Source organism: uncultured Sphingomonas sp. (assembly GCF_964244235.1).
Lineage (GTDB): Bacteria > Pseudomonadota > Alphaproteobacteria > Sphingomonadales > Sphingomonadaceae > Sphingomonas.
In genome coordinates this window covers 1-19,570 of sequence record NZ_CAXTII010000050.1, presented here as the reverse complement: position 1 = coordinate 19,570, position 19,570 = coordinate 1, and the positions used below count along the sequence as shown (strand labels likewise).

General features: G+C 66.1%; 20 protein-coding genes and 1 pseudogene. 9 read left to right on the top strand and 12 right to left on the bottom strand.

The genetic code is table 11. From position 1 onward, the window contains the following. Positions 1 to 49: 49 nt before the first annotated feature. From ACFE7D_RS09570 to ACFE7D_RS09555, 4 genes are all read right to left on the bottom strand, one after another. Positions 50 to 1,396 carry a PQQ-binding-like beta-propeller repeat protein gene (locus ACFE7D_RS09570; RefSeq protein WP_375395197.1) on the bottom strand — a complete coding sequence of 449 codons (1,347 nt, stop codon included), beginning with the start codon at positions 1,394 to 1,396 and terminating at the stop codon, positions 50 to 52. Then, complete coding sequence (locus ACFE7D_RS09565; protein ID WP_375395196.1) at positions 1,393 to 2,112, bottom strand: tetratricopeptide repeat protein; 720 nt, start codon at positions 2,110 to 2,112, stop codon at positions 1,393 to 1,395. The genes ACFE7D_RS09570 and ACFE7D_RS09565 overlap by 4 nt, the downstream gene beginning before the upstream one ends. 71 nt (positions 2,113 to 2,183) lie before the next feature. After that, positions 2,184 to 3,044, bottom strand: coding sequence for a 3-methyl-2-oxobutanoate hydroxymethyltransferase (gene panB / locus ACFE7D_RS09560; RefSeq protein WP_375395198.1), 861 nt, complete (start codon positions 3,042 to 3,044; stop codon positions 2,184 to 2,186). Positions 3,045 to 3,141: 97 nt separating this feature from the next. Then, positions 3,142 to 3,423, bottom strand: a complete 282-nt coding sequence (locus tag ACFE7D_RS09555; RefSeq protein ID WP_375395195.1) for a DUF427 domain-containing protein — start codon at positions 3,421 to 3,423, stop codon at positions 3,142 to 3,144. Between the two features lie 184 nt (positions 3,424 to 3,607). On the opposite strand from ACFE7D_RS09555, the gene ACFE7D_RS09550 reads away from it, so the two are divergent. The 4 genes from ACFE7D_RS09550 (at position 3,608) to ACFE7D_RS09535 (ending at position 8,476) form a co-directional block, all read left to right on the top strand. Then, positions 3,608 to 5,659, top strand: a complete 2,052-nt coding sequence (locus ACFE7D_RS09550; protein ID WP_375395194.1) for an NAD(+) synthase — start codon at positions 3,608 to 3,610, stop codon at positions 5,657 to 5,659. Positions 5,660 to 5,731: 72 nt separating this feature from the next. Then, positions 5,732 to 6,610, top strand: a complete 879-nt coding sequence (locus tag ACFE7D_RS09545) for a CDP-alcohol phosphatidyltransferase family protein (protein ID WP_375395193.1) — start codon at positions 5,732 to 5,734, stop codon at positions 6,608 to 6,610. Next, the gene (locus tag ACFE7D_RS09540) at positions 6,610 to 7,701 is read left to right on the top strand and encodes an inositol-3-phosphate synthase (RefSeq protein WP_375395192.1); all 1,092 of its coding nucleotides are present in this window, start codon (positions 6,610 to 6,612) and stop codon (positions 7,699 to 7,701) included. The genes ACFE7D_RS09545 and ACFE7D_RS09540 overlap by 1 nt, the downstream gene beginning before the upstream one ends. Positions 7,702 to 7,705: 4 nt before the next feature. Next, positions 7,706 to 8,476 carry an NTP transferase domain-containing protein gene (locus ACFE7D_RS09535; RefSeq protein WP_375395191.1) on the top strand — a complete coding sequence of 257 codons (771 nt, stop codon included), beginning with the start codon at positions 7,706 to 7,708 and terminating at the stop codon, positions 8,474 to 8,476. Here the strand turns inward: ACFE7D_RS09535 and ACFE7D_RS09530 are convergent. The 6 genes from ACFE7D_RS09530 to ACFE7D_RS09505 form a co-directional block, all read right to left on the bottom strand. Next, on the bottom strand, positions 8,404 to 8,826 hold the full coding sequence (locus tag ACFE7D_RS09530; protein WP_375395190.1) for a winged helix DNA-binding protein: 423 nt from the start codon (positions 8,824 to 8,826) through the stop codon (positions 8,404 to 8,406). The genes ACFE7D_RS09535 and ACFE7D_RS09530 overlap by 73 nt on opposite strands. Positions 8,827 to 8,860: 34 nt before the next feature. Continuing rightward, positions 8,861 to 9,304 (bottom strand): hypothetical protein, encoded by a 444-nt coding sequence (locus ACFE7D_RS09525; protein WP_375395189.1) that lies wholly within the window; start codon positions 9,302 to 9,304, stop codon positions 8,861 to 8,863. A gap of 52 nt (positions 9,305 to 9,356) precedes the next feature. Continuing rightward, positions 9,357 to 9,698: a hypothetical protein gene (locus ACFE7D_RS09520; RefSeq protein ID WP_375395188.1), complete on the bottom strand. Its 342-nt coding sequence runs from the start codon at positions 9,696 to 9,698 to the stop codon at positions 9,357 to 9,359. Between the two features lie 47 nt (positions 9,699 to 9,745). Continuing rightward, a complete protein-coding gene (locus ACFE7D_RS09515) occupies positions 9,746 to 10,285 on the bottom strand; it encodes a sigma factor-like helix-turn-helix DNA-binding protein (RefSeq protein ID WP_375395187.1) in 540 nt (179 codons plus the stop codon). Positions 10,286 to 10,359: 74 nt separating this feature from the next. Continuing rightward, positions 10,360 to 11,754: an APC family permease gene (locus ACFE7D_RS09510; RefSeq protein ID WP_375395186.1), complete on the bottom strand. Its 1,395-nt coding sequence runs from the start codon at positions 11,752 to 11,754 to the stop codon at positions 10,360 to 10,362. A 103-nt stretch (positions 11,755 to 11,857) separates the two neighbouring features. After that, positions 11,858 to 12,475: a hypothetical protein gene (locus tag ACFE7D_RS09505; RefSeq protein ID WP_375395185.1), complete on the bottom strand. Its 618-nt coding sequence runs from the start codon at positions 12,473 to 12,475 to the stop codon at positions 11,858 to 11,860. Between the two features lie 126 nt (positions 12,476 to 12,601). Between ACFE7D_RS09505 and ACFE7D_RS09500 the strand changes: the two genes are divergently transcribed. From ACFE7D_RS09500 to ACFE7D_RS09485, 4 genes are all read left to right on the top strand, one after another. Beyond that, positions 12,602 to 13,270 carry a response regulator gene (locus ACFE7D_RS09500; protein WP_375395184.1) on the top strand — a complete coding sequence of 223 codons (669 nt, stop codon included), beginning with the start codon at positions 12,602 to 12,604 and terminating at the stop codon, positions 13,268 to 13,270. Next, a complete protein-coding gene (locus ACFE7D_RS09495) occupies positions 13,267 to 14,655 on the top strand; it encodes a sensor histidine kinase (RefSeq protein WP_375395183.1) in 1,389 nt (462 codons plus the stop codon). Before ACFE7D_RS09500 ends, ACFE7D_RS09495 begins: the two co-directional genes overlap by 4 nt. A gap of 87 nt (positions 14,656 to 14,742) precedes the next feature. Beyond that, positions 14,743 to 15,192 (top strand): DUF2231 domain-containing protein, encoded by a 450-nt coding sequence (locus ACFE7D_RS09490; protein WP_375395182.1) that lies wholly within the window; start codon positions 14,743 to 14,745, stop codon positions 15,190 to 15,192. After that, positions 15,192 to 16,514 carry a PQQ-dependent sugar dehydrogenase gene (locus tag ACFE7D_RS09485; protein ID WP_375395181.1) on the top strand — a complete coding sequence of 441 codons (1,323 nt, stop codon included), beginning with the start codon at positions 15,192 to 15,194 and terminating at the stop codon, positions 16,512 to 16,514. Before ACFE7D_RS09490 ends, ACFE7D_RS09485 begins: the two co-directional genes overlap by 1 nt. Positions 16,515 to 16,755: 241 nt before the next feature. Here ACFE7D_RS09485 and ACFE7D_RS09480 read toward each other — a convergent pair whose 3' ends face one another. Both ACFE7D_RS09480 and ACFE7D_RS09475 read right to left on the bottom strand, forming a co-directional pair. Next, complete coding sequence (locus ACFE7D_RS09480) at positions 16,756 to 17,574, bottom strand: class I SAM-dependent methyltransferase (RefSeq protein ID WP_375395180.1); 819 nt, start codon at positions 17,572 to 17,574, stop codon at positions 16,756 to 16,758. A gap of 158 nt (positions 17,575 to 17,732) precedes the next feature. Next, positions 17,733 to 19,013 carry a glycoside hydrolase family 130 protein gene (locus ACFE7D_RS09475; RefSeq protein ID WP_375395179.1) on the bottom strand — a complete coding sequence of 427 codons (1,281 nt, stop codon included), beginning with the start codon at positions 19,011 to 19,013 and terminating at the stop codon, positions 17,733 to 17,735. A 143-nt stretch (positions 19,014 to 19,156) separates the two neighbouring features. Here ACFE7D_RS09475 and ACFE7D_RS09470 point away from each other — a divergent pair. Beyond that, positions 19,157 to 19,570 (top strand): annotated as a pseudogene (locus ACFE7D_RS09470) (TIGR02281 family clan AA aspartic protease); the annotation flags it as partial.

Below are 19,570 nucleotides of genomic sequence, written 5' to 3'. Positions count from 1 at the left end.
CGCCCACCCCCCAGCCCCCTCCCGCCTGCGGGAGGGGGAGAACGGAAGTTCACTTATACGCGCTGATCCGCCCGCGCTCGTCGAGCACGTACAATATCTGGTTCGCTACCACCGCGGGCAGGCTGAACCCGTCCTTCACCTCGATCGTATCTGCGATCGTGCCGTCTCCGGGCAGCACGAACGTGATCTGGCCTTCGGAATTGGTCAGCACCAGCCGGTTGCCCGCCAGGATCGGCCCGTACCAGTTGATCGGTCCCGACTTGTTCTTCAGCTTGCGATAGCGCGGCAGTTGCGCGATCCAGCGGGCCTTGCCCGTCGCACGCGCGATGCAGATCAGCCGCGCGTCGTCGGTGGCGACGAACAGCCAATCGCCGGCGACCCACGGCGTCGAGATGCCGGCAAGATTTTGTTCCCACAGCCGCTGCCCGGTCGATAGTTCCAGCGCGACCATTCGCCCGCCCTGTCCGACCGCATAGACCTTGCCGTTATCGATCACCGGATCCGCATCGACATCGGCCAGGCTCGATACCGATGTGCTGACAGAGGTCCGCGACAGCGCGTCCTGCCACAGCACGCGGCCGTTCTCGTACCGATAGGCGTTCAGTTCGCCGCTGGAGAAGCCGGCGACGACCGATCCCTGGCTGGCGGCCGGCGCCGCGACGCCGAACACGCCCTGCGACTCCAGCGTGCCGGAACCGGTCCACTGGACCTTGCCGTCCGACTCGCCGATCGCGAAGATCTGGTTGTCCTGCGTCAGCACATACAGCACGCCGTTCGCGATCGTGGGGGCACCGCGAAGCGGACCGCCGGGCTTTGCCCGCCACGCGATCTTGCCCGTCGCCGCCGCCATCGCGACGACATCGCCAAGCCCATCGGTGGCGAACACCTGGCCATCGTCATAGCTCACGCCGCCGCCGAAGCGCGCCGCACGGTTGCGGTCCCTTTCCGCCAGCGTCGTCGACCACAACGCCGCGCCGGTATCCGCCGCAAAGGCGTGCACCGCGGAATCGACGTCGATCGCGAACAGCTTGTTGGCCGCGATCACCGGCGGCGACGCAAGCGGCTCGCGTGACGATCCGCCGTTGATCGATGCCTGCCACAGCCGCACCGGCTTCGCCGCGAGCGTCAGATGCCCCATCGATTTCGACGCGTTGCCGCCCGATTGCGTCCAGCTGTCGTTGACCGCGGGCGCGGGCAGCAGCACCGCGACGTTCGCGATCGTCTTGTCGGTTTCGATTCCGTTTTCGGAAACCAGGATCGGGATCCGGTTGCCGACGGTCGGGGTCCGTTTGACATGGCCCTTGAACACGCCGCAGGCGCTCAGGCCCATCAGCGCGGCCAGCGCGATCGACGCCCGGAACTTGCCGCGAAACTTGCCACGAAACTTGGTGGTCATTGCGCTTTCACGTCCTGATTGAGAGTTGGCGCAGCTATCGCCGTGGAGGCATCGACGCCGAGTAATCCCGCCATCTGAACCGCGCGTTGACGGATGGTCTGCGGCACCCCGTCGTCGCGCGCGATCTGACCGAACATCGTGCCCGCCAGATCGCGACGACCGGTCCGCAAGTCTGCGATCGCCATCATCTCGCCCGCGCTGCCGAACCAGGGGTTGCCGGGCACCGCGAGCGGACGCAGCCGATCGATCACGACCTGCGGCTTCAGCGTATCATATTCGGCGGAGGTCTGGCGCACGAGCGCGAGGTTGCGGAACGCGTCGGGCTGCGCGGTATCGCCGGCGACGGTGGCGAACAGCGTCGCGGCGCGCTTCAAATCGTTCTTCTGAAGCGCGATGTCCGCCTGACTGAAGGTCGCGAGCGCACGGTAGCCGGGGCGGCTGGACTGCGCGATCGGTGCCAGTTTCGCCTGCGCATCGGGAAATTTGCCCGCACCGAGCGAGTCGAACGCCTCCTGCAGCTTCTCGCCTTCGACCCCCGCCGCGCTCTCCTGATAGTGCTGCCAGTACAGGACACCTCCGAAGACCGCGAGCGCGGCAACGATGGCGACGACGACCCACCGACCCCAGCGGGTCCAGAAACCGGCGAATTGATCGCGGCGCAGTTCCTCATCGACCTCGCGCAGGAAAGCTTCGTCGGAATGGGGCGTGATGGCCAAGGATGGCTCCGAAAACGTGCAAGAGAAGGTTCCACGGACCTTAGCCGCGGCGCGTCGAAAACGAAAGCGCGTCAATCCCTGGGTGCGTAGACCTGATCGGAGCCGGGGAACGCGCGCGACCGGACGTCGGCGGCGTAGGTTTCGACCGCCGCCGAAATCCGCCCCGCCAGATCGTCGAACCGCTTCACGAATCGCGGCGTGCGTTCGAACATTCCGAGCATGTCTTCCGCCACCAGCACCTGCCCGTCGCACTGTGCCGACGCGCCGATGCCGATCGTCGGGCACGCGACCGCCCGCGTCAGTTCGACCGCGATCGGCTCGACGACCCCCTCGACGACCAGCGCGAACGCGCCGGCTTCGGCGACCGCGCGACCGTCGGCGACGATCTTCGCGGCCTCCTCGGGTGTCCGGCCGCGCGCGCCATAGCCGCCGAGCGCGTTTACCGCCTGGGGGGTCAGGCCGACATGGCCCGCGACCGGAATGCCGCGTTCGCTGAGAAACTTGACGGTCGGACCCATCGCCGTGCCGCCCTCCAGCTTCACCCCCGCCGCGCCGGTCTGTTTCAATAACCACGCCGCGCTTTCGAACGCCTTTTCGGGCGATGCCTCGTAACTGCCGAACGGCATGTCTATGACGACGACCGCATGATAGCTTCCCCGCACCACCGCCGCGCCGTGCGCCGCCATCATGTCCAGCGTGACCGGCACGGTGGACGGCAAACCGTAGACCACCTGCCCCAGGCTGTCCCCGACCAGCAGCAGGTCGCAATGCGGATCGAGCAACTGCGCGGTGCGAACGGTATAGGCGGTCAGCATCACCAGCGGCGTCTTGCCCTTCGCGCGGCGGATCGCGGGGATCGTCAGCCGCTTCATCGGCGCGGGCGTCGGGTTGGCGCGGCTGGTCGCGGTGTCGAGAGTGTAGGTTGTGGACATGGCGACGCTGTAGCGCGGCGGCGGCAGGCGATCCAGCCGTGGTGCGAGCACTGCCCTCGTCGTCACCCGGCCTTGAGCCGGGGCGACGGTAAGCCAGTCATCCCACCCGCACCCCCTTCCAGAACGCGAACCGGCCCCTGATGCTCGAAGCGGCAGGTTTCGGGTCGGGATAATACCACACCGCGTCGACGTTGCGTTTATCGCCGACGACGATCGTCTTGTAATGCGCGGTGCCCTTCCACGGGCAGACCGACGTCGTCGCGCTGTCCTCTATCAACGCGCCTTCGATGCTGTCGGCTGGGAAATAGGCGTTGTTCTCGACCGTCACGATATCGTCCGACGTCGCGATGACGGTGTCGTTCCAGGTGGCGGTGTGCATGGCGTATGGTCCTTCACTTGCCCCCCGGCGCGAGCAGCAAATAGCGTCCGGGGGCGAGACCGACCAGCGATGTCTCGCCCTGCTCGACGACCGGCGCCGGTACGGACGAGTTGACCGTGAGGACGCGGTCGCGCGCGCAAAGCCTCCGCTGGCGAACCCGGCCCCGCCCGGCTAGACAGCGGCGATGGCGCGCCATCCGTTCTTTTCGATCCATCGCCACGGTCTGATCCGAGTTGCCGCTGCGACACCGGTGGCAAGCGTCGGCGATACCGCGGCCAATGCCGCAGCGACGATCGCGCTGGCGGAGCAGGGCCATGCGCAGGGGGTCGATCTGATCGTCTTCCCCGAACTCAACCTCACCAGCTACGCGATCGACGATCTCCATCTCCAGACCGCGCAGCACCAAGCGACCGAGGCGGCGATCGCGCAGGTGGTCGCGGCGAGCGAGAAGCTGTCGCCGGTGCTGCTGGTCGGTGCAGCGCTGCCACGGAACGGGCGGCTGTATAACTGCGCGGTCGCCATCGCACGCGGGCGACTCCTCGGCGTGGTGCCGAAGACGTTTCTCCCCAACTACCGGGAATATTACGAGAAACGCTGGTTCGCCAGCGGCGCGGGGATCGCGGCACCCTGTCATATCACGCTGGCGGGTCAGACCGCCCCGTTCGGCACCGACCTGATCTTCGCCGCGGACGATCTCGGGCATTTCGTGTTTCACGCCGAGATTTGCGAGGATTACTGGTCGCCTACCCCGCCCTCGACCATCGGCGCGCTGGCGGGGGCGTTGATCTGCTGCAACCTGTCCGCCTCCAACGTCGTGATCGGCAAGGCGCGCGAACGCGCGATGCTATCCGCGGCGCAAAGCGCGCGCGCAGTCTGCGCCTATGTGTATTCCGCGGCGGGGCCGGGCGAGAGCACGACCGACCTCGCCTGGGACGGCCAGGGGATGATCCACGAACTGGGCGAACTGATCGCCGAATCGCGCCGGTTCGCAAGCGAGGGCGAATTGCTGGTCGCGGATGTCGATGCGGAGCGGATCGAGCAGGAACGGATGCGGACCGGCACGTTCAACGATGCCGCGCGACTGGCGAACGATCCGGAAAGTCGGTTCAGGCGGGTAACGTTCACGCATGACATAGGGCAGGCGGACATCGGCCTCATGCGCAACGTTCGCCGCTTTCCATTCGTCCCGAACGACCCCGAGAAGCGCGACGCCGATTGCTACGAAGCCTTCAACATCCAGGTCGAAGGGCTTGCGCAGCGGATCGTTGCCGCGGATGCGAAAACGCTCGTAATCGGCGTTTCCGGCGGTCTCGATTCGACCCATGCGCTGATCGTCGCGGCCAAGGCGATGGACCGGTTGCAGCGACCGCGCGGCCATATTCTGGGCTTCACGATGCCCGGTTTCGCGACCAGCGACGGGACGAAGGGCAATGCGTGGGAGTTGATGCGCGCGCTGGGCATCGCCGCCGCGGAGATCGATATCCGCCCCGCCGCGTCTCGGATGCTGGAGGATATCGGGCATCCCTTCGCGCACGGCGATCCGGTCTACGACGTGACGTTCGAAAATGTGCAGGCGGGGCTGCGCACCGATTATCTGTTCCGCCTGGCGAACCAGCGCGGCGGACTGGTCGTCGGCACCGGCGATCTGAGCGAATTGGCGCTCGGCTGGTGCACGTACGGCGTCGGCGACCAGATGAGCCATTACGGCGTCAATGCGGGCGTGCCGAAGACACTGATCCAGTTCCTGATCCGCTGGTGTATCCGCACCGACCAATATGACGCGGCGACCCATGACGTGCTGGCGGCGATCCTCGCGACCGAGATTTCACCCGAACTCGTTCCCCCGGGCGCGGACGGCGCGATCCAGAGTACGGAGTCACGGATCGGGCCGTATGCGCTGAACGATTTCTTCGTCCATTACGTGATCCGCCACGGCATGGTGCCGTCGAAGATCGCGTTCCTCGCCTGGCATGCCTGGCGCGATGCCGAAGCCGGGCGTTGGCCCGCGGATCTCCCGGCGGATGCGCGCGTCGCCTATGATCTGCCCACGATCGCTGGCTGGCTGGAGAAGTTTCTGGTCCGGTTCCTTACGACCAGCCAGTTCAAGCGGTCAGCCATGCCCAACGGCCCGAAAGTATCGGCCGGTGGTGCCCTGTCGCCGCGCGGCGACTGGCGCGCGCCATCTGACGGGACCGCGGCAGCGTGGCTGGCCGAACTGTCGAGCGCATTGCCGTAAACGGCGTATCTTAGCCGCGCATGAATAAGCTTTCTTGCATAACAACCGGCCCCGGCGCATTATGAAATTCTTATGACATCCCTCCCTCCGGACGGGTCGCGCGATCGCCGGATCGAGGCTTCGTCCAATCTGTGGTTAATTCATCCCGCGGCGCGTGCGCTGCTGCCGCGCGCGCTTCGGGCGGGGCTGTCGGCGAATGCTGTATCGATCCTCGGCCTCATCGTCGGGATATTGGCCGCGCTGTGTTACGCGCGGTGGCAACATCCGCTTGCCGCCATCGCCGGGCTCGCGCTGTCGGTCGCGTGGCTGATCGCCGATGGGCTGGACGGGATGATCGCACGCGCGACGCAAACGGCCAGCGCGCTCGGCCGGATGCTGGACGGGCTGTGTGATCACGGTGTCTTCATCCTGATCTATGTTGCGATGGCGCTGTCGATCGGCACCGTCGAGGGCTGGGCACTGGCTGTGACGGCTGGTGCAGCGCATATGGTGCAATCGAGCCTGTACGAAGGTGAGCGCGCGCGTTTCCACCGCCGGGCAAAAGGTGTGGCGCTAATCGCGGCGCCGATCACGGGCAACGCGCTGGTCCGGTTCTACGACTATGTCGCGGGCGTGCCCGACCGCGCAGGCGCGCGGTTCGAACGCCTGTTGGCACGCAGCGACGATCCGGTTGCCCTTGGCGGGCGTTATGCCGATGCTGCCGTCGCGCCGATGCGGTTCCTGACGATGCTGTCCGCCAATACCCGGGTATTGGCCATCTGCGTCGCCTGCCTATCGGGCAATCCACGCATCTTCTGGTGGGTCGAGATCGTGCCTATGACGATCGTATCGATCGTCGGGCTCTTATGGCATCGCCGCGTCGAACACGGGTTCACCGACGGGTCGCCATCTCATTCGGGCGCGTCCGACGACCGGTTCGCCCCCGCCTTCGCAAAGGAACAAGGTCGCTGATGACTAGCATTCGTATCGCCGTCGTGGGAATTGGCAATTGCGCCAGTTCGCTCGTCCAGGGCCTGGAACATTACCGGGAAGGCGCGAACGACGTCGTCGGCCTGATGCATCTGGACATGGGCGGTTATCGGCCAAGCGACATCAAGGTGGTCGCAGCGTGGGACATCGATCGTCGCAAGGTGGGCAGGGATGTCGCGGAGGCGATCTTCGCCAAGCCGAACTGCACCGCGATCTTCGCTGCCAATGTCGCAGCAACCGGTACCGTCGTGAAGATGGGCCGTACGCTGGACGGCGTTGCCGAGCATATGGAGGCGTATAACGACGATCGGACCTTCCTTCCGGCGGACCTGCCCGAGCCGACCAAGGAAGACGTCGTCCGCGAATTGCGCGAAAGCGGTACCGACGTGCTGATGAACTACCTGCCCGTCGGCAGCCAGGAGGCGACCGAATTCTACGCCGAATGCGCAATCGAGGCAGGCGTCGCGTTCGTCAACAACATCCCGGTCTTCATCGCCTCCAATCCGGAATGGGCCGCGAAGTTCGAGGCGGCGGGCGTGCCGATCATCGGCGACGACATCAAGGCGCAGCTGGGCGCGACGATCGTTCACCGCGTGCTGACCGACCTGTTCGCGAAGCGCGGGGTCAAGCTCGATCGCACGTATCAGCTGAACACCGGCGGCAACACGGACTTTCTGAACATGTCGAACCGCAAGCGGCTCGCGTCGAAGAAGGTGTCGAAGACCGAAGCGGTGCAGTCGGTCGCGGCCGAGCGGCTGGAGGACGAGAACATCCATGTCGGCCCAAGCGACTATGTCGCGTGGCAGAACGACAACAAGGTCTGTTTCCTTCGCATGGAAGGCCAGTTGTTCGGCGGCGTGCCGATGAACCTCGAGCTTCGCCTGTCGGTCGAGGACTCGCCCAATTCGGCAGGCGTGGCGATCGACATGATCCGATGCGCCAAGATTGCGAGCGATCGTGGCTTGCGCGGCGTGATCGACCCGGCATCCGCCTATTTCTGCAAGCATCCGCGCACGCAGATGACCGACGATCTGGCACAGGTCGCGGTCGAAGAGTTCATCGAGGCGGCCTGACCGCGTGATCCGCACCGGGCTGTTGCTGGCGGCCGGCGAAGGTAGCCGACTGCGCGATGCCGCCGCATCCAAGCCGCTTTGTCCGGTCGGCGGCGTCCCGCTGATCGACCATGCACTGACGGGCATGGCCGCGGCTGGTTTGACGCGCGTCATCGTCGTGCTCGGCTATCTGCACGGTGCGATCGAGCAGCATCTCGCGGCGCGCGACTGGCCGTTGGCGGTGGAGACGGTGCGTGTCGCCGATCACCGGATGCCTAACGGCGTATCGGTGTTGGCCGGAGCGAGCGCCCTGGCCGGCGGGGACGCGGTGCTGGCGATGTGCGACCATCTGGTCGATCCGGCGCTGTATGTCCGGCTCGCGGAAATCGGTACGCAGGGCGGTACGACGCTCGGCATCGATCGGCGGCTGGGGCATCCGTGGGTCGATCCCGAGGACGTGACCCGCGTCGCGACCGATCGCACGTCGATCGTCGCGATCGGCAAACATCTGGAACCGCATGACGCCTATGACACCGGCGTGTTCGCAATCGGGCCCGCGCTGATGGATGCGCTGGCGTCGCTGGATGCACCGTCGTTGACCGAAGGCATGCGATTGCTCGCCGCGCGCATGGCGGCGCATGTCGTCGATTGTGGCGACATCGACTGGATCGATATCGACGATCCGCCCGCGCTTGCCAAAGCGGAACGCTGGATCGCCCGGCGTCAGTCGGCGGCGGGCTCGTCTTCGAACAGGGTGACCATGGCGTTCCAGCCCTTCGCGGTCAGTCGGACATAGGTGCGCCGGCCGTCATGCTCGTCCGCGACCCGGTCGATCAGGCCGCGTTCGACGAGCAGGGTGATATAGCGAAGCGCCGTTGCGGAGGATGATCTCGACCCGATGCAAACCGCGGTCACGCTCAGATCGCGCCCGCCTTCGTCCGACAGGAACAGGTCGAGCAGGATATTCCAGGCGGGATCGGCAAACAGCCCCTTGCCCAGCGCGGACTGTCGCCGTGCGCCGATGGCATAGGCCAGCCGCGCGCGTTCCATCATCGCGGCAGTAGCGACCAGCCGGCCGGGCCGGTGCCGCCGGTAATCGCCGCCATGCCGCATTCGGCGCTCGATCGCGCTCGACAAAATCGTCATTGGAAAATGCTTTCGGATTGCCAAGACGGGCGGATCAGCGGACGCTCCAGTCCAGATCGGAACCCGCCACCGCGATACGCCGCTGATGCCGAAGCGTCGCGGCCGCGAGAATTAGGACCATCGGGTAGCTCCAGACGGAAAGCAGTATGGCGTACGCCATGCTGACGACGGTCGGATCGATCGCCTTCGCGATATGCGCGCCCGCCCCGAGCGCCTGAAGCGCCGCAAGCCAGATCGGCCAAAACCGATCCGCGTAAAGCGCCAGCATCACGAGTGCCACGAGCAGCACGACATCGACTGCCAGGATGCCGATCTCGATCCCGAAATAGGGCGAGACGGAGCCGAGAAAGAATATACGCGTCAACAGCGCCGCAATTAGCAGCAGCCCCCCGGCCAGTCGTTCCGGTGCCCCGCCCCGCAGGAAAGCGTAGAGCGACGCCAGCAACTGGATCAGGTTGAAGACAACGATATAGACCATCGACGCGACGATGGCAGGCGGCGGATCGAAGGACCCGCCGCCTGCCGAACCTTCAGGCCGCGGCTGCGAGCATGACGGCCGGACGTTCGTCGATCGACGCGGGCGGACATCCTTCTGCGCCATAACCGCGCAATCCGATGGCGCCCTTCGTATCGAACAGCGCGCGATGCGCCTCCACCATGCGCTGGCGTGCGCGGACCAGATCGGTTGCCGCATCGGACATGAGCTGCAACGCGTCGAGCCCCGTGCCGAGCGGCAGCTTTGCGGCGAGGCGCTGACGCATGAACGTCGAAACGCATTCGCTGGTCAGTATCGCCGCTTCGTCGGCCGCCGCTTCCGCCTTGAGAAAATGTGCCGCCACGGTGTCCACGGCGTGCCGTCGTTCCTTGAGCATGTGTCTTCCCCCACAAGCGGCAATGCCGCTTCCCTGCCGTCGATAGGTCAGCGGCGTGCGGGGCGGTGGTCCTTCACGATGCTCGACAGCGTCACCGCCATGTTCAGCACCGCAACCGAAGACACCGCCACGAACAGCGTTGCCGCCATGATCACACCGAGCCGTTGCAGCACGGTCAGGTCATTGCGGGTCCTGCCGCCGACCCGGTGGCCGGGCGACGACAGCCCGATCAACCGGCGGACCAGCCACCACGGCTCGTCCTGCCACATCCCTGACGGGGGAAACGCCGCGGGGGGAAGGTCGATCGGATCGCATGGCAGCCGATCGGACGTGCCGTCCTCCGCGACTGATTCGGGCTCGGCGAAAGGCGTACCTTCGGTCATGGCCAGCGCCCGCGCCGCGGCGAAACGAGACCGCGCACCGAGGATCTGGACCGCCCGTTCGATCCGCTTGTCGACTGCAGAGGGAGACACGCCGAGCAAATGGGCGATCTCCTTCGAGTTATGGTGCGTGGCGACCAGTCGCAGGCACGCCCGCTGCGGCTCGGTCAGCGAATTCGTCATGACGCTCAGGGCAAGCTTGTCCATCTGCGCAAGCTGCTGTGGGTCCATTTATATTGCAAGATGGTTCTTTCCCGTCTTCTTACGGCGGGAAAGCGCCTTCACGGGACCGGTTCGACGGGGTCATGGATCACCCAGGTACCGCGGCGGCGCAGGACGCACAGATAGTATGCGGCGGAGAGCAGGATCTGCGCCAGCGTCGCGATCAGGCTGGGTCGACCTTCGTCCGGATCGAGCCAGCTGGTGTAGACGACATAGGCGAGCGCGACGATCGTCAGGACCGGCGCGACGGGGTAGAACGGCATCCGGAACGGCGCATGGGCGGTCGCACCGGTATGCCGTCCGACCATCGCCGCCAGCGCGATACCCGCATAGATCGCGATGAGCCCCGCACCACTGAGCACCAGCAGCAGGGTCAGCGGCAGGAAGCAGCAGAGCATGCCGATCCCGCCGACCGACAGCGTCGCGAGCCATGGCGAATCGAAGCGCGGATGGATCGCCTGCATCCATCGGTCGACCGGCCGCCCCCACGCTCCATCGCGTCCGGTGCTGTAGAAGAACCGCGCGCAAGCCAGGATACACGCGATCGACGCGTTGACGATCGCGATGACGACGCCGATCGCCATCCATCCCGCCAGCACCGACCCGCCGCGCGCGACGACCATCCTCCCGAACGGGTCCTCCGACGTGAAACTGGCCGCCAGATCGGGCGCACCGACCAGCAAGGCCGCGATCGGCAGCGCCTCCAGCAGCAGCGTCGCGACGAGAGCGAGCATCACCGCGCGTCCGATCCGGTTCGGCGCGTCGCGCAACTCCTCACCGAAATACACCGCGGAACCATAGCCGTTGAGCGCGAAGATCGCGATCGAGGTCGCCAACCCGATCGAGGCCGGGGATGCGGCGATCAGCCCCTGTCCCGCGGGCATGACCGGGTGGAGCAGCAACGTGGCGAACGAATTGATCGGATTCGCGAACCCGAGCGCGGCGACGACCAGCAGCGCGAGCATCTCGATGGCCAGGAAGACGCCCGTCACGACGGCGTTGACGCGGATGTTGAGCAGACCGACGATCGTCGACAGCCCGACGACGGCAATCGCGACAGGCACCTGCGGCAGACCGGGCATCACCGTCGACAGCACCGCGCTTACCCCAAGCCCGAGGACGGGCGGGAAGAGGAGGTTGTTGAAGACGTTGACCCCCAGCATCACGAAGCCCGCCAGCGGCCCCAGCGTGCGCGCGACCTGGACATATTCGCCCCCGGCTATCGGCCAGACCGAGGAAAGTTCGGCATAGACGAACGCGGTGGCGACGCAGACTATTCCCGCCAGCGCCAGCGCCCAGATCGTCCCGCTGCCGGCGGCGTGGAGCATGCCCGGCACGATGACGAAAACCGACGACGCCGGCGTCGCGACCGACAGCGTGAGGAACAGCACGCCGAGCAGACCGAGCGCGCGCGACAGGGGCCGGACGACCGGTGCGGGCTGGCTGTCGAGCAATGGTCCCCCCGGCCCGATCTTTCGGCCAAGCCGACGCTCATAGGCAATAGAAGGCGGCGTGCGAAGCCCTTCGCACGCCGCCTGCCATCATGGCGTCACCCGGTCACTTCACCGCGTGCGGCGCCGGTGCCGCGGATGCGGCCGCCCCGGGCCCCGGCGGGGGTGGCGGGACCATGGCCGCGGGACCACCGGGCGGCGGCGGCGGCGGTCCGCAGCGACCATCGCCGGGCGGCGGCGGGGGTGGCGCACCCGGGCCGGCATCCGGGCCGCCGTCGCGCGGGCCACCGGGGCCGGGGTGGCCATGCGGCGGACCCGCCGGGCCGACCGCGTTCACCTTGCCGTCGGGCCCGACCAGATAGGCGGCGTGCAATTGCCCGTTATCATATCGGCCCTGGACGAGTATCGGCGTTCCCGCCGTGACGAGCGCGCCGCGCGTCTCGCCGCGGCCAGCATCGACCAGTGTCCGCCCGGTCGCATCGGCCACGACGAAGCGGTTGCCGTACGTCTCGGCGATGCGGCCGCGAACGGTGACGACGCCGTCGCCGTTCGCCAAGGCGCGGATCGCGGTCGGCACGGTCGGCGCCATCGTCACGGTCGGGCGCGTCGCCTCGACCGTCGCGGCACCTGCCGCGCCGCCGGCCGCCAGTAGCGCGATCGCCGCCAGCGTCAGGCCGCCGCGGCCGCCCATGCGGCGGCGGAGGGTGTTCATGCGTTCGTTCATCGTTACGTTCCTCTTGGTGTTGCGATGCGGCCCTTTTACGCGCCGTCGCTCCATCCACGCTGAACCGCGCCGTTCAGTTTGCGTTGGGATTTCAGGGGTAGGCGCCGGCGCCGAGGAGAATGGCCGATGCGCGTATTGCTGGTCGAGGATGACGCTGTGCTGGCCGACGGGATCGCGCGCGCGTTGCGGGCCGAGCATTTCGCTGTCGATATCGCGAACAATGGCGAGGATGGCGGCCATCTCGGTGAAACCGAACGCTACGACGCCGCCGTGCTCGACCTCGGCCTGCCGCGCCGCGACGGGCTGTCGGTCCTGCGCGGCTGGCGCGCGGCGGGGCGCGACCTGCCCGTCCTTATCCTGACCGCGCGCGACGGCTGGTCGGACAAGGTCGAGGGATTCAAGGCGGGCGCCGACGATTATCTGGTCAAGCCGTTCCGGATCGAGGAGGTCGTGATGCGGCTGCGCGCGCTCGTCCGCCGCGCCGCGGGGCACGCCGCGGCGCGGATCGCGTGCGGGCCGCTGGCCTTCGACGCGCAGCTCGGCACGTTCGAACTGGACGGACTGCCGCTCAAACTGACCGCGTTCGAATGGCGCGTTCTGTCCGCGCTGATGCTCCGCCGCGAGATCGTGGTCGAGCGCGGGGACCTGATCGAACGCGTCTACGAAGGTGATGCCGATGTCGATTCGAACTCGATCGAAGTCATCATCGGCCGGCTGCGGCGCAAGATCGGCGCAGATATGATCGAAACGATGCGCGGGCGTGGCTATCGCCTGACGGCCGGGGCGGGCGCGTGATCCGCGCACCGCGTTCGATCGTCGGACGGATGCTGGCGATCGCCGCGCTCACCACGCTGGCGGCGCTGCTGTTCGCGGGGGTGGCGATCGGGCATGTGCTGGAACGCCTCGTGATGCACGGGCTGGACGATCGGCTGGACGCGCAGATCGGCGTGATCGCCCGGGCGGTGCGGCCCGACGCGACGATCGACCGCGACCGGATCGTCGATCTGCCCGGGTTCGACGAACCGGATTCGGGCTGGGTCTGGTCGGTCGATGCCCCCGGCGACCGGCATTGGCAAAGCGCCCGACAAATGCCGCTAGCCGTGCCCCGCCCCTTGCCACCGCGCCGGGACGATGGCCCTCCCCCGCCCGGTACGACCAAACCGCCCGTTCCGGCCGAACCGCACGCGCATCCGGGCGACGCACGGCTGCCAGGCGGCGAGCGCATCCACCTCCGCATACTGACGGTCGCCACCCCGGCCGGTCCGGTGACGATCACGGCGAGCGGGCCGCGCCGCGTCGTCGATGCGCCGCTCCACGAAGCGATGACCCCGCTGCTGCTATCGCTTACGCTGCTCGGCGTCGCGCTTGCCGCCGCGACGGTCGTACAGCTTCGCCTGGGGCTACGGCCGCTCGGACGATTGCGCGACGCGATCGGCGCGGTGCGCAGCGGCCGGCAGGGGCATGTCCCGACCGACCAGCCCACCGAACTGGCACCGCTCGCGATCGAACTCAACGCGCTGATCGACCAGAATGCGGCCGGACTGGCGCATGCGCGGCGTCACGTCGCCAATCTGGCGCACGGGCTGAAGACGCCGCTCGCGGCGCTGGCGCTGAAGCTGTCGGAAGGCGATCGCGATCCGGACGGCAGCATGGCCGACGCGGTCGCCGCGATCGATCGCCGGGTCCGCCACCACCTCGCCCGCGCGCGCGCGGCGACGCCGGGCGCCGCGGTGCGGGCGCGGGCGCCGGTCGGCGATGCGGTGAAGGGGCTCGTCACGGTATTGGCGCGGATCAACGCGGGGCAGGCGATCGCGGTGAAGGTCGCGATCGATCCGATGCTGGCCGTTGCGGTCGATCCGCAGGATCTGGACGAGATGATCGGCAACCTGCTCGACAATGCGTGGCGGCATACGCGGTCACGCATCACGGTCGCCGCAGCGATGGCGGACGGCCTGGTGGCGATCACGATCGACGACGACGGCCCCGGACTCGATCCGGCGATGGTGACGGACGCGCTGTTGCCCGGGCGGCGGCTCGACGAACGCGGCGATGGCCATGGCTTCGGCTTGTCGATCACCCACGAACTCGCCGAGCTGAACGGCGGGGCGCTGACGCTGGGACGGGCCGCGATCGGCGGTCTCGCGGTCCGGCTGACATTGCCGGTCGCGCGCGGCGGCTGATTCGCACCCGGCCCGGGGAACGCCCCGCCGATGCGGAACGTACTGTCCCCGTGAAGCGGCGGTGCCTGCCGCAACAGGGAACCGATCATGGCCACCGTCTATCCGACATCTGCGCCCGGTGCGCGATGGCATCCGATCCACGGATTGCTCGCCGCCTATCCGATCGCCTGCTTCACCGGTGCCTTCCTGACCGACATCGCCTATGCCGAAACCTACAACATGCAATGGGCGAACTTCTCGATCTGGCTGATCACCGCCGGGCTCGTGATGGGTGTGCTCGCCGCGGTCGTCGGGATCGTCGATTTCGTCGCGAGCAGGCGAGTGCGCGCGCATCGGCCGGGCTGGTTTCATTCGGTCGGCAACGCGCTCGTCCTGCTGCTGTCGCTGTGGAATGCGTTCGTTCACAGCCGTGACGCCTATACGTCGGTCGTGCCGACCGGGATCATCCTGTCCGGGATTGTCGCAGTCCTCGTCCTGATCACCGCATGGATCGGCAATATGATAGTCTATCGCCAACAGGCCGGAGGTGCCCGCTGATGTCGGCCGATCATCCTATCGCCGCCTTGTCGCGGCTCGCGCTCGGTACCGGCCTGTTCGCACTCGCGGCGTGCGGCGGATCGAGCAAGATGGACGCGATGACCCAGGTCGGCCCCAACCCGCCGCTGCCGGAGCAGAACCAGTATCTCGTCCCGCCGATGCACGTCGCGCCGGTCGATCAGTGGAAGGACGGCGCGATGCCGGTCGTCGCGCCGGGCCTGAAGATCGCCCCGTTGGCGACCGGCTTCTCGCATCCGCGGTCGCTCTACGTCCTGCCCGATGGCGACGTCCTGGTCGTCGAGAGCAGCGGTCCCCCCGCCCCGGTGAACCGGCCCAAGGAACTCATCATGGGGTTCGTCCAGATGTTCGCCGGTGCGGGTGCGAAGGGCGCGCAGCGGATCACGTTGCTGCGCGATACCGATGGTGACGGAAAGCCCGACGTCCGGACGACCTTCATCGATCATCTGAACTCGCCGTTCGGTGTGGCGCTGGTCGGCGGCGACCTGTATGTCGCCAATACCGACGCGATCGTCCGTTTTCCCTATACGACCGGCCAGACGACGATCACCGCCCCCGGTACCGAACTGACTGCACTTCCCGGTGGGCCGATCGACCATCACTGGACCAAGAGCCTCGCTGCCGGCCCCGACGGGACGAAGCTGTATGTCGGCATCGGATCGAACAGCAACATCACCGAAAACGGCATTGGAGCAGAACTGGGCCGCGCCGATATCTGGGAGGTCGATCGGGCGTCCGGCGCGCACCGCATCTTCGCCAGCGGGCTCCGCAATCCCAACGGCCTGTCCTGGGAGCCGCATACCAAGCAGCTTTGGGCGGTCGTCAACGAACGCGACGAACTCGGGCCGAACCTCGTCCCCGATTACATGACTTCGGTGAAGGACGGTGCGTTCTACGGCTGGCCGTACAGCTATTGGGGTCAGCACGTCGATCCGCGCGTGATGCCACGGCGGCCCGATCTGGTGGCGAAGGCGATCCTGCCCGACTATAGCCTGAGTTCGCATGTCGCGCCGCTGGGCATGACCTTCTACGAATCGGCGAACCTGCCGGCACGGTATCGCGGCGGTGCGTTCGTCGGCGAACATGGCAGCTGGGATCGCAACCCGCTGAACGGCTACAAGGTCGTGTACATTCCTTTCGCCGGCGGCAAGCCCGCAGGCAAGACGCAGGACGTCGTCACCGGCTTCGTCGGCACCAATGGCAAGGCGCACGGCCGACCGGTCGGGCTTGCGGTCGACAAGGCGGGCGCGCTGCTGATCGCGGACGATCTGGGCGACACCGTCTGGCGCGTCACCGGCGGCTGACGTCGGACGGTACCCCCTCGGTCGAGAATATTCCATGCGTCCGTGTGGTCATGCTGCAGATTTGCGCTGCCGGAATAAATCTTGGACAACGCTTCGCCGCGATCGAGTAGTGAAGTCAGATTAACGCCCGGGTTGGCACCGACGATATGAGCAGCCTTTGCCTCTGCAAACGTTCCGCTCAACGTTGCTGTCAACATATCATATTCCCTCTCTCTTTTGCCGATCAATATGGTAATATCGACTAAGCGACGCGTTTCTTGATTCCGGCTTTCATCTGGCGAAGCCGGTCGACTATCCGGTCTTCGATGGGCCAGTTCTGCCTGACCTCCTGTTGCACGCGATGCATGGATTTCTGCCGACGAGAGGCGACGTCGCCGATTTGCGGAGGTATGTTCCTTAGACGAACATAGAACTCTATTTCATTGGCGGGCGTAACGGTTTCCAAGGTCAGATTGATCAGCCCGAGTGCCTGTCCTTCGAGGATGAGCAGTTCGAAGGATGCGGGGCAGAACGTGCTGCAATGGACGTCGCGATAGCCGGTGCCATGCCAATTCCGCCACTGCTCGGTGATATCGTTCATGAGTTCAGCGTGAAGAGGGCGCGCCAGGTTGCCCCTGGAAGGCCGACATGCGTAGGAATGGAACTCGAAAACCTGTTTGTCGGTTGGCCTTTCGCGCGACTGCTCGAACGCCTCCAACCAATCGCTGATCAATGTAGGAGAACGAAACGCGTCGAATGTACGCGGAAAGTCGGGCAGGGTCATCACCAGTTGACCGCCAGGCTTGAGAACCGACGTGACACCTTGCAGAAAGCGGATCGGGTTCGGAAGATGCTCGAAGTTGTGAGAACTTGCGATGTAGTCGAAAGGGCCATCTACGACGTCGACTAAATCTACGGCCGAGCCAACATGATTGACATTCTCTATCTGACCCGGATCGTCTATATACGGATCGCCCTCGGCAGTTTTACGCAGAGAGTCAGTATCGTGAACATCCAGTGTCTCAATGTTATAGCCGTCCCGTTTGGGAAATAGCGGATTATAGTACGGGGCAACCTCCAATCCACGATCACTCTTGCTGATGCCCGCTCATGAACCTCTTACGATCTTCAACCATGTTCTTTCCAAGCATTAGAACTGCTCCTCACGTTTCCAGATCGAGGTTGTCATGAATACCGAGCTTTCGTCCAATGCCCTGCTCACCGACGCGAGCCGTTCGGTCACTCCATTGCGGCAAGCAGATCGTCGATGGACAGCGTAGCCATCGTCGTGAAATAATCGGCAACGCCGTAGGGCAGCAGCAGCGTGCGCCCGTTCGCCAGCGAACCGCAGCTGTACACGACATTGGGCACATAGCCGTCGCGCTCCTCGGGGCTCGGCTCGACCAGCGGCTTGGGTGTCCGTGCCAGCACCTTCGACGGATCGTCCTTGTCGAGCAACGCCGCCCCCATGCAGTAGTTGCGCACCGTCCCCACCCCGTGGGTCAGCACCAGCCAGCCCTCGTCAATCTCGATCGGCGATCCGCAATTGCCCATCTGGACGAATTCCCAGGGATATTTCGGCTCGATCAGCTTGTGCCCGCCCTCCCAGTGGCGGATATCGTCCGACAGCATCAGCCAGATATTCTCGTTGTCCTGCCGCGACAGCATCGCGTAGCGGCCGCCGACCTTGCGCGGAAACAACGCCATCCCTTTCGCCGCCGCCGCGCCACCGGTCATCGGGCGCATATCGAAGGTCAGGAAGTCCGTCGTCTCCAGCAGTTCGGAGCGCGCATCCATGCCGTTGAATGCAGTATAGGTGCCGAAATAGCGGGCGTCCCCCCCGTCCTCGAAGCGGACGAGGCGCATGTCCTCGATCCCCTGTCGTTGGCTGGGCGTGATCGGGAAAAGCACGGGCGTCGCGGAACCGACGTCATTGGGCCAGCGCAGGATCGTCTGATCCTCATCGACATTGCGCTGGTCGATGATCGGCGCGACCGAGATCGGGCGGGGGTCCTTTACCGTGACGCGGCCATCCGCATCCCATAGGCCGGCGCGAAACGTGACGGAGGACACATGCCCCTCCCCGATCGCACGCAGCGACATCACGAACTTCACCGCGCCGGCCGGCGCGTCTGTCTGGTCGGGATGGAGGACGATGCTGGGATTGAAGAGGGCAGCGGCCTCGTAGGAATATTCTTCGCAGAAATAGGCACCGATCAGCATGGCCTGATCGGGCCGCACCGCGTCGCAAGCAACGTCGAGCGCCTCGACCTCGTGAAACCGGCGCATCAGCATGTCGTCCACATCGCGGTGACGCTCGTCGAGCGAACGGACGACGTTACGGCGCTCCTCCGCCACCGCCGCCTCGTCCATCGCCAGGATTCGCCCGACGATGACCTGCGCCCGCGGGCGTGCGGGATCGCCGAACGCACCGGGATATTCAGGTGCAAAGGGTCGCACGATCGTTCGGGAAGGATCGGGTTTCAAGGTGACTTCGGTCGAGGTCAGGAGTTCGTTCACGAAAGACCTTCCGTTAGAATGCTGAGCACGATGCTATGGCCGTCCCATCGATCGGTGCGAACGATCCTTCGCGCGCCATGTGCAACGCCGATATAGCGTAAAGCTTCAGCAATCATACAGGCCGGCACGGCTATCGACAGCACATGAACGTGCTGCCCGCCGCCGGCCTGTCCGGCCATGAGGCTTCCCTCGTCCTTACGCTGGCAGCGCTATTGCTCGTCGTCGTGATCGCCAGCCGCCTGCCGATCATCGGGCGACTGGTGCGGATCGCCACCTGGGTCAGCTTGCTCGCGCTGCTGGTGATGGTGGTCCAGGAACGCGGCCGGTTCGACCCTTATCTGTCGCATGTCGTTCGGCTATTGCGACTGGACGATCAGAGCGTGATCGGCGACGAGGTCCGGATCGCGATGTCGCCGGACGGCCATTTCTGGGCGCGCGCGCGGATCGACGGGGTCCGACGGCGGCTGTTGGTCGACAGCGGCGCGACCGTCACCGCGCTGTCCGCCGGCACCGCGGCCGCGGCGAGGCTGCATGTCGGCGATCCAATATTCCCGATG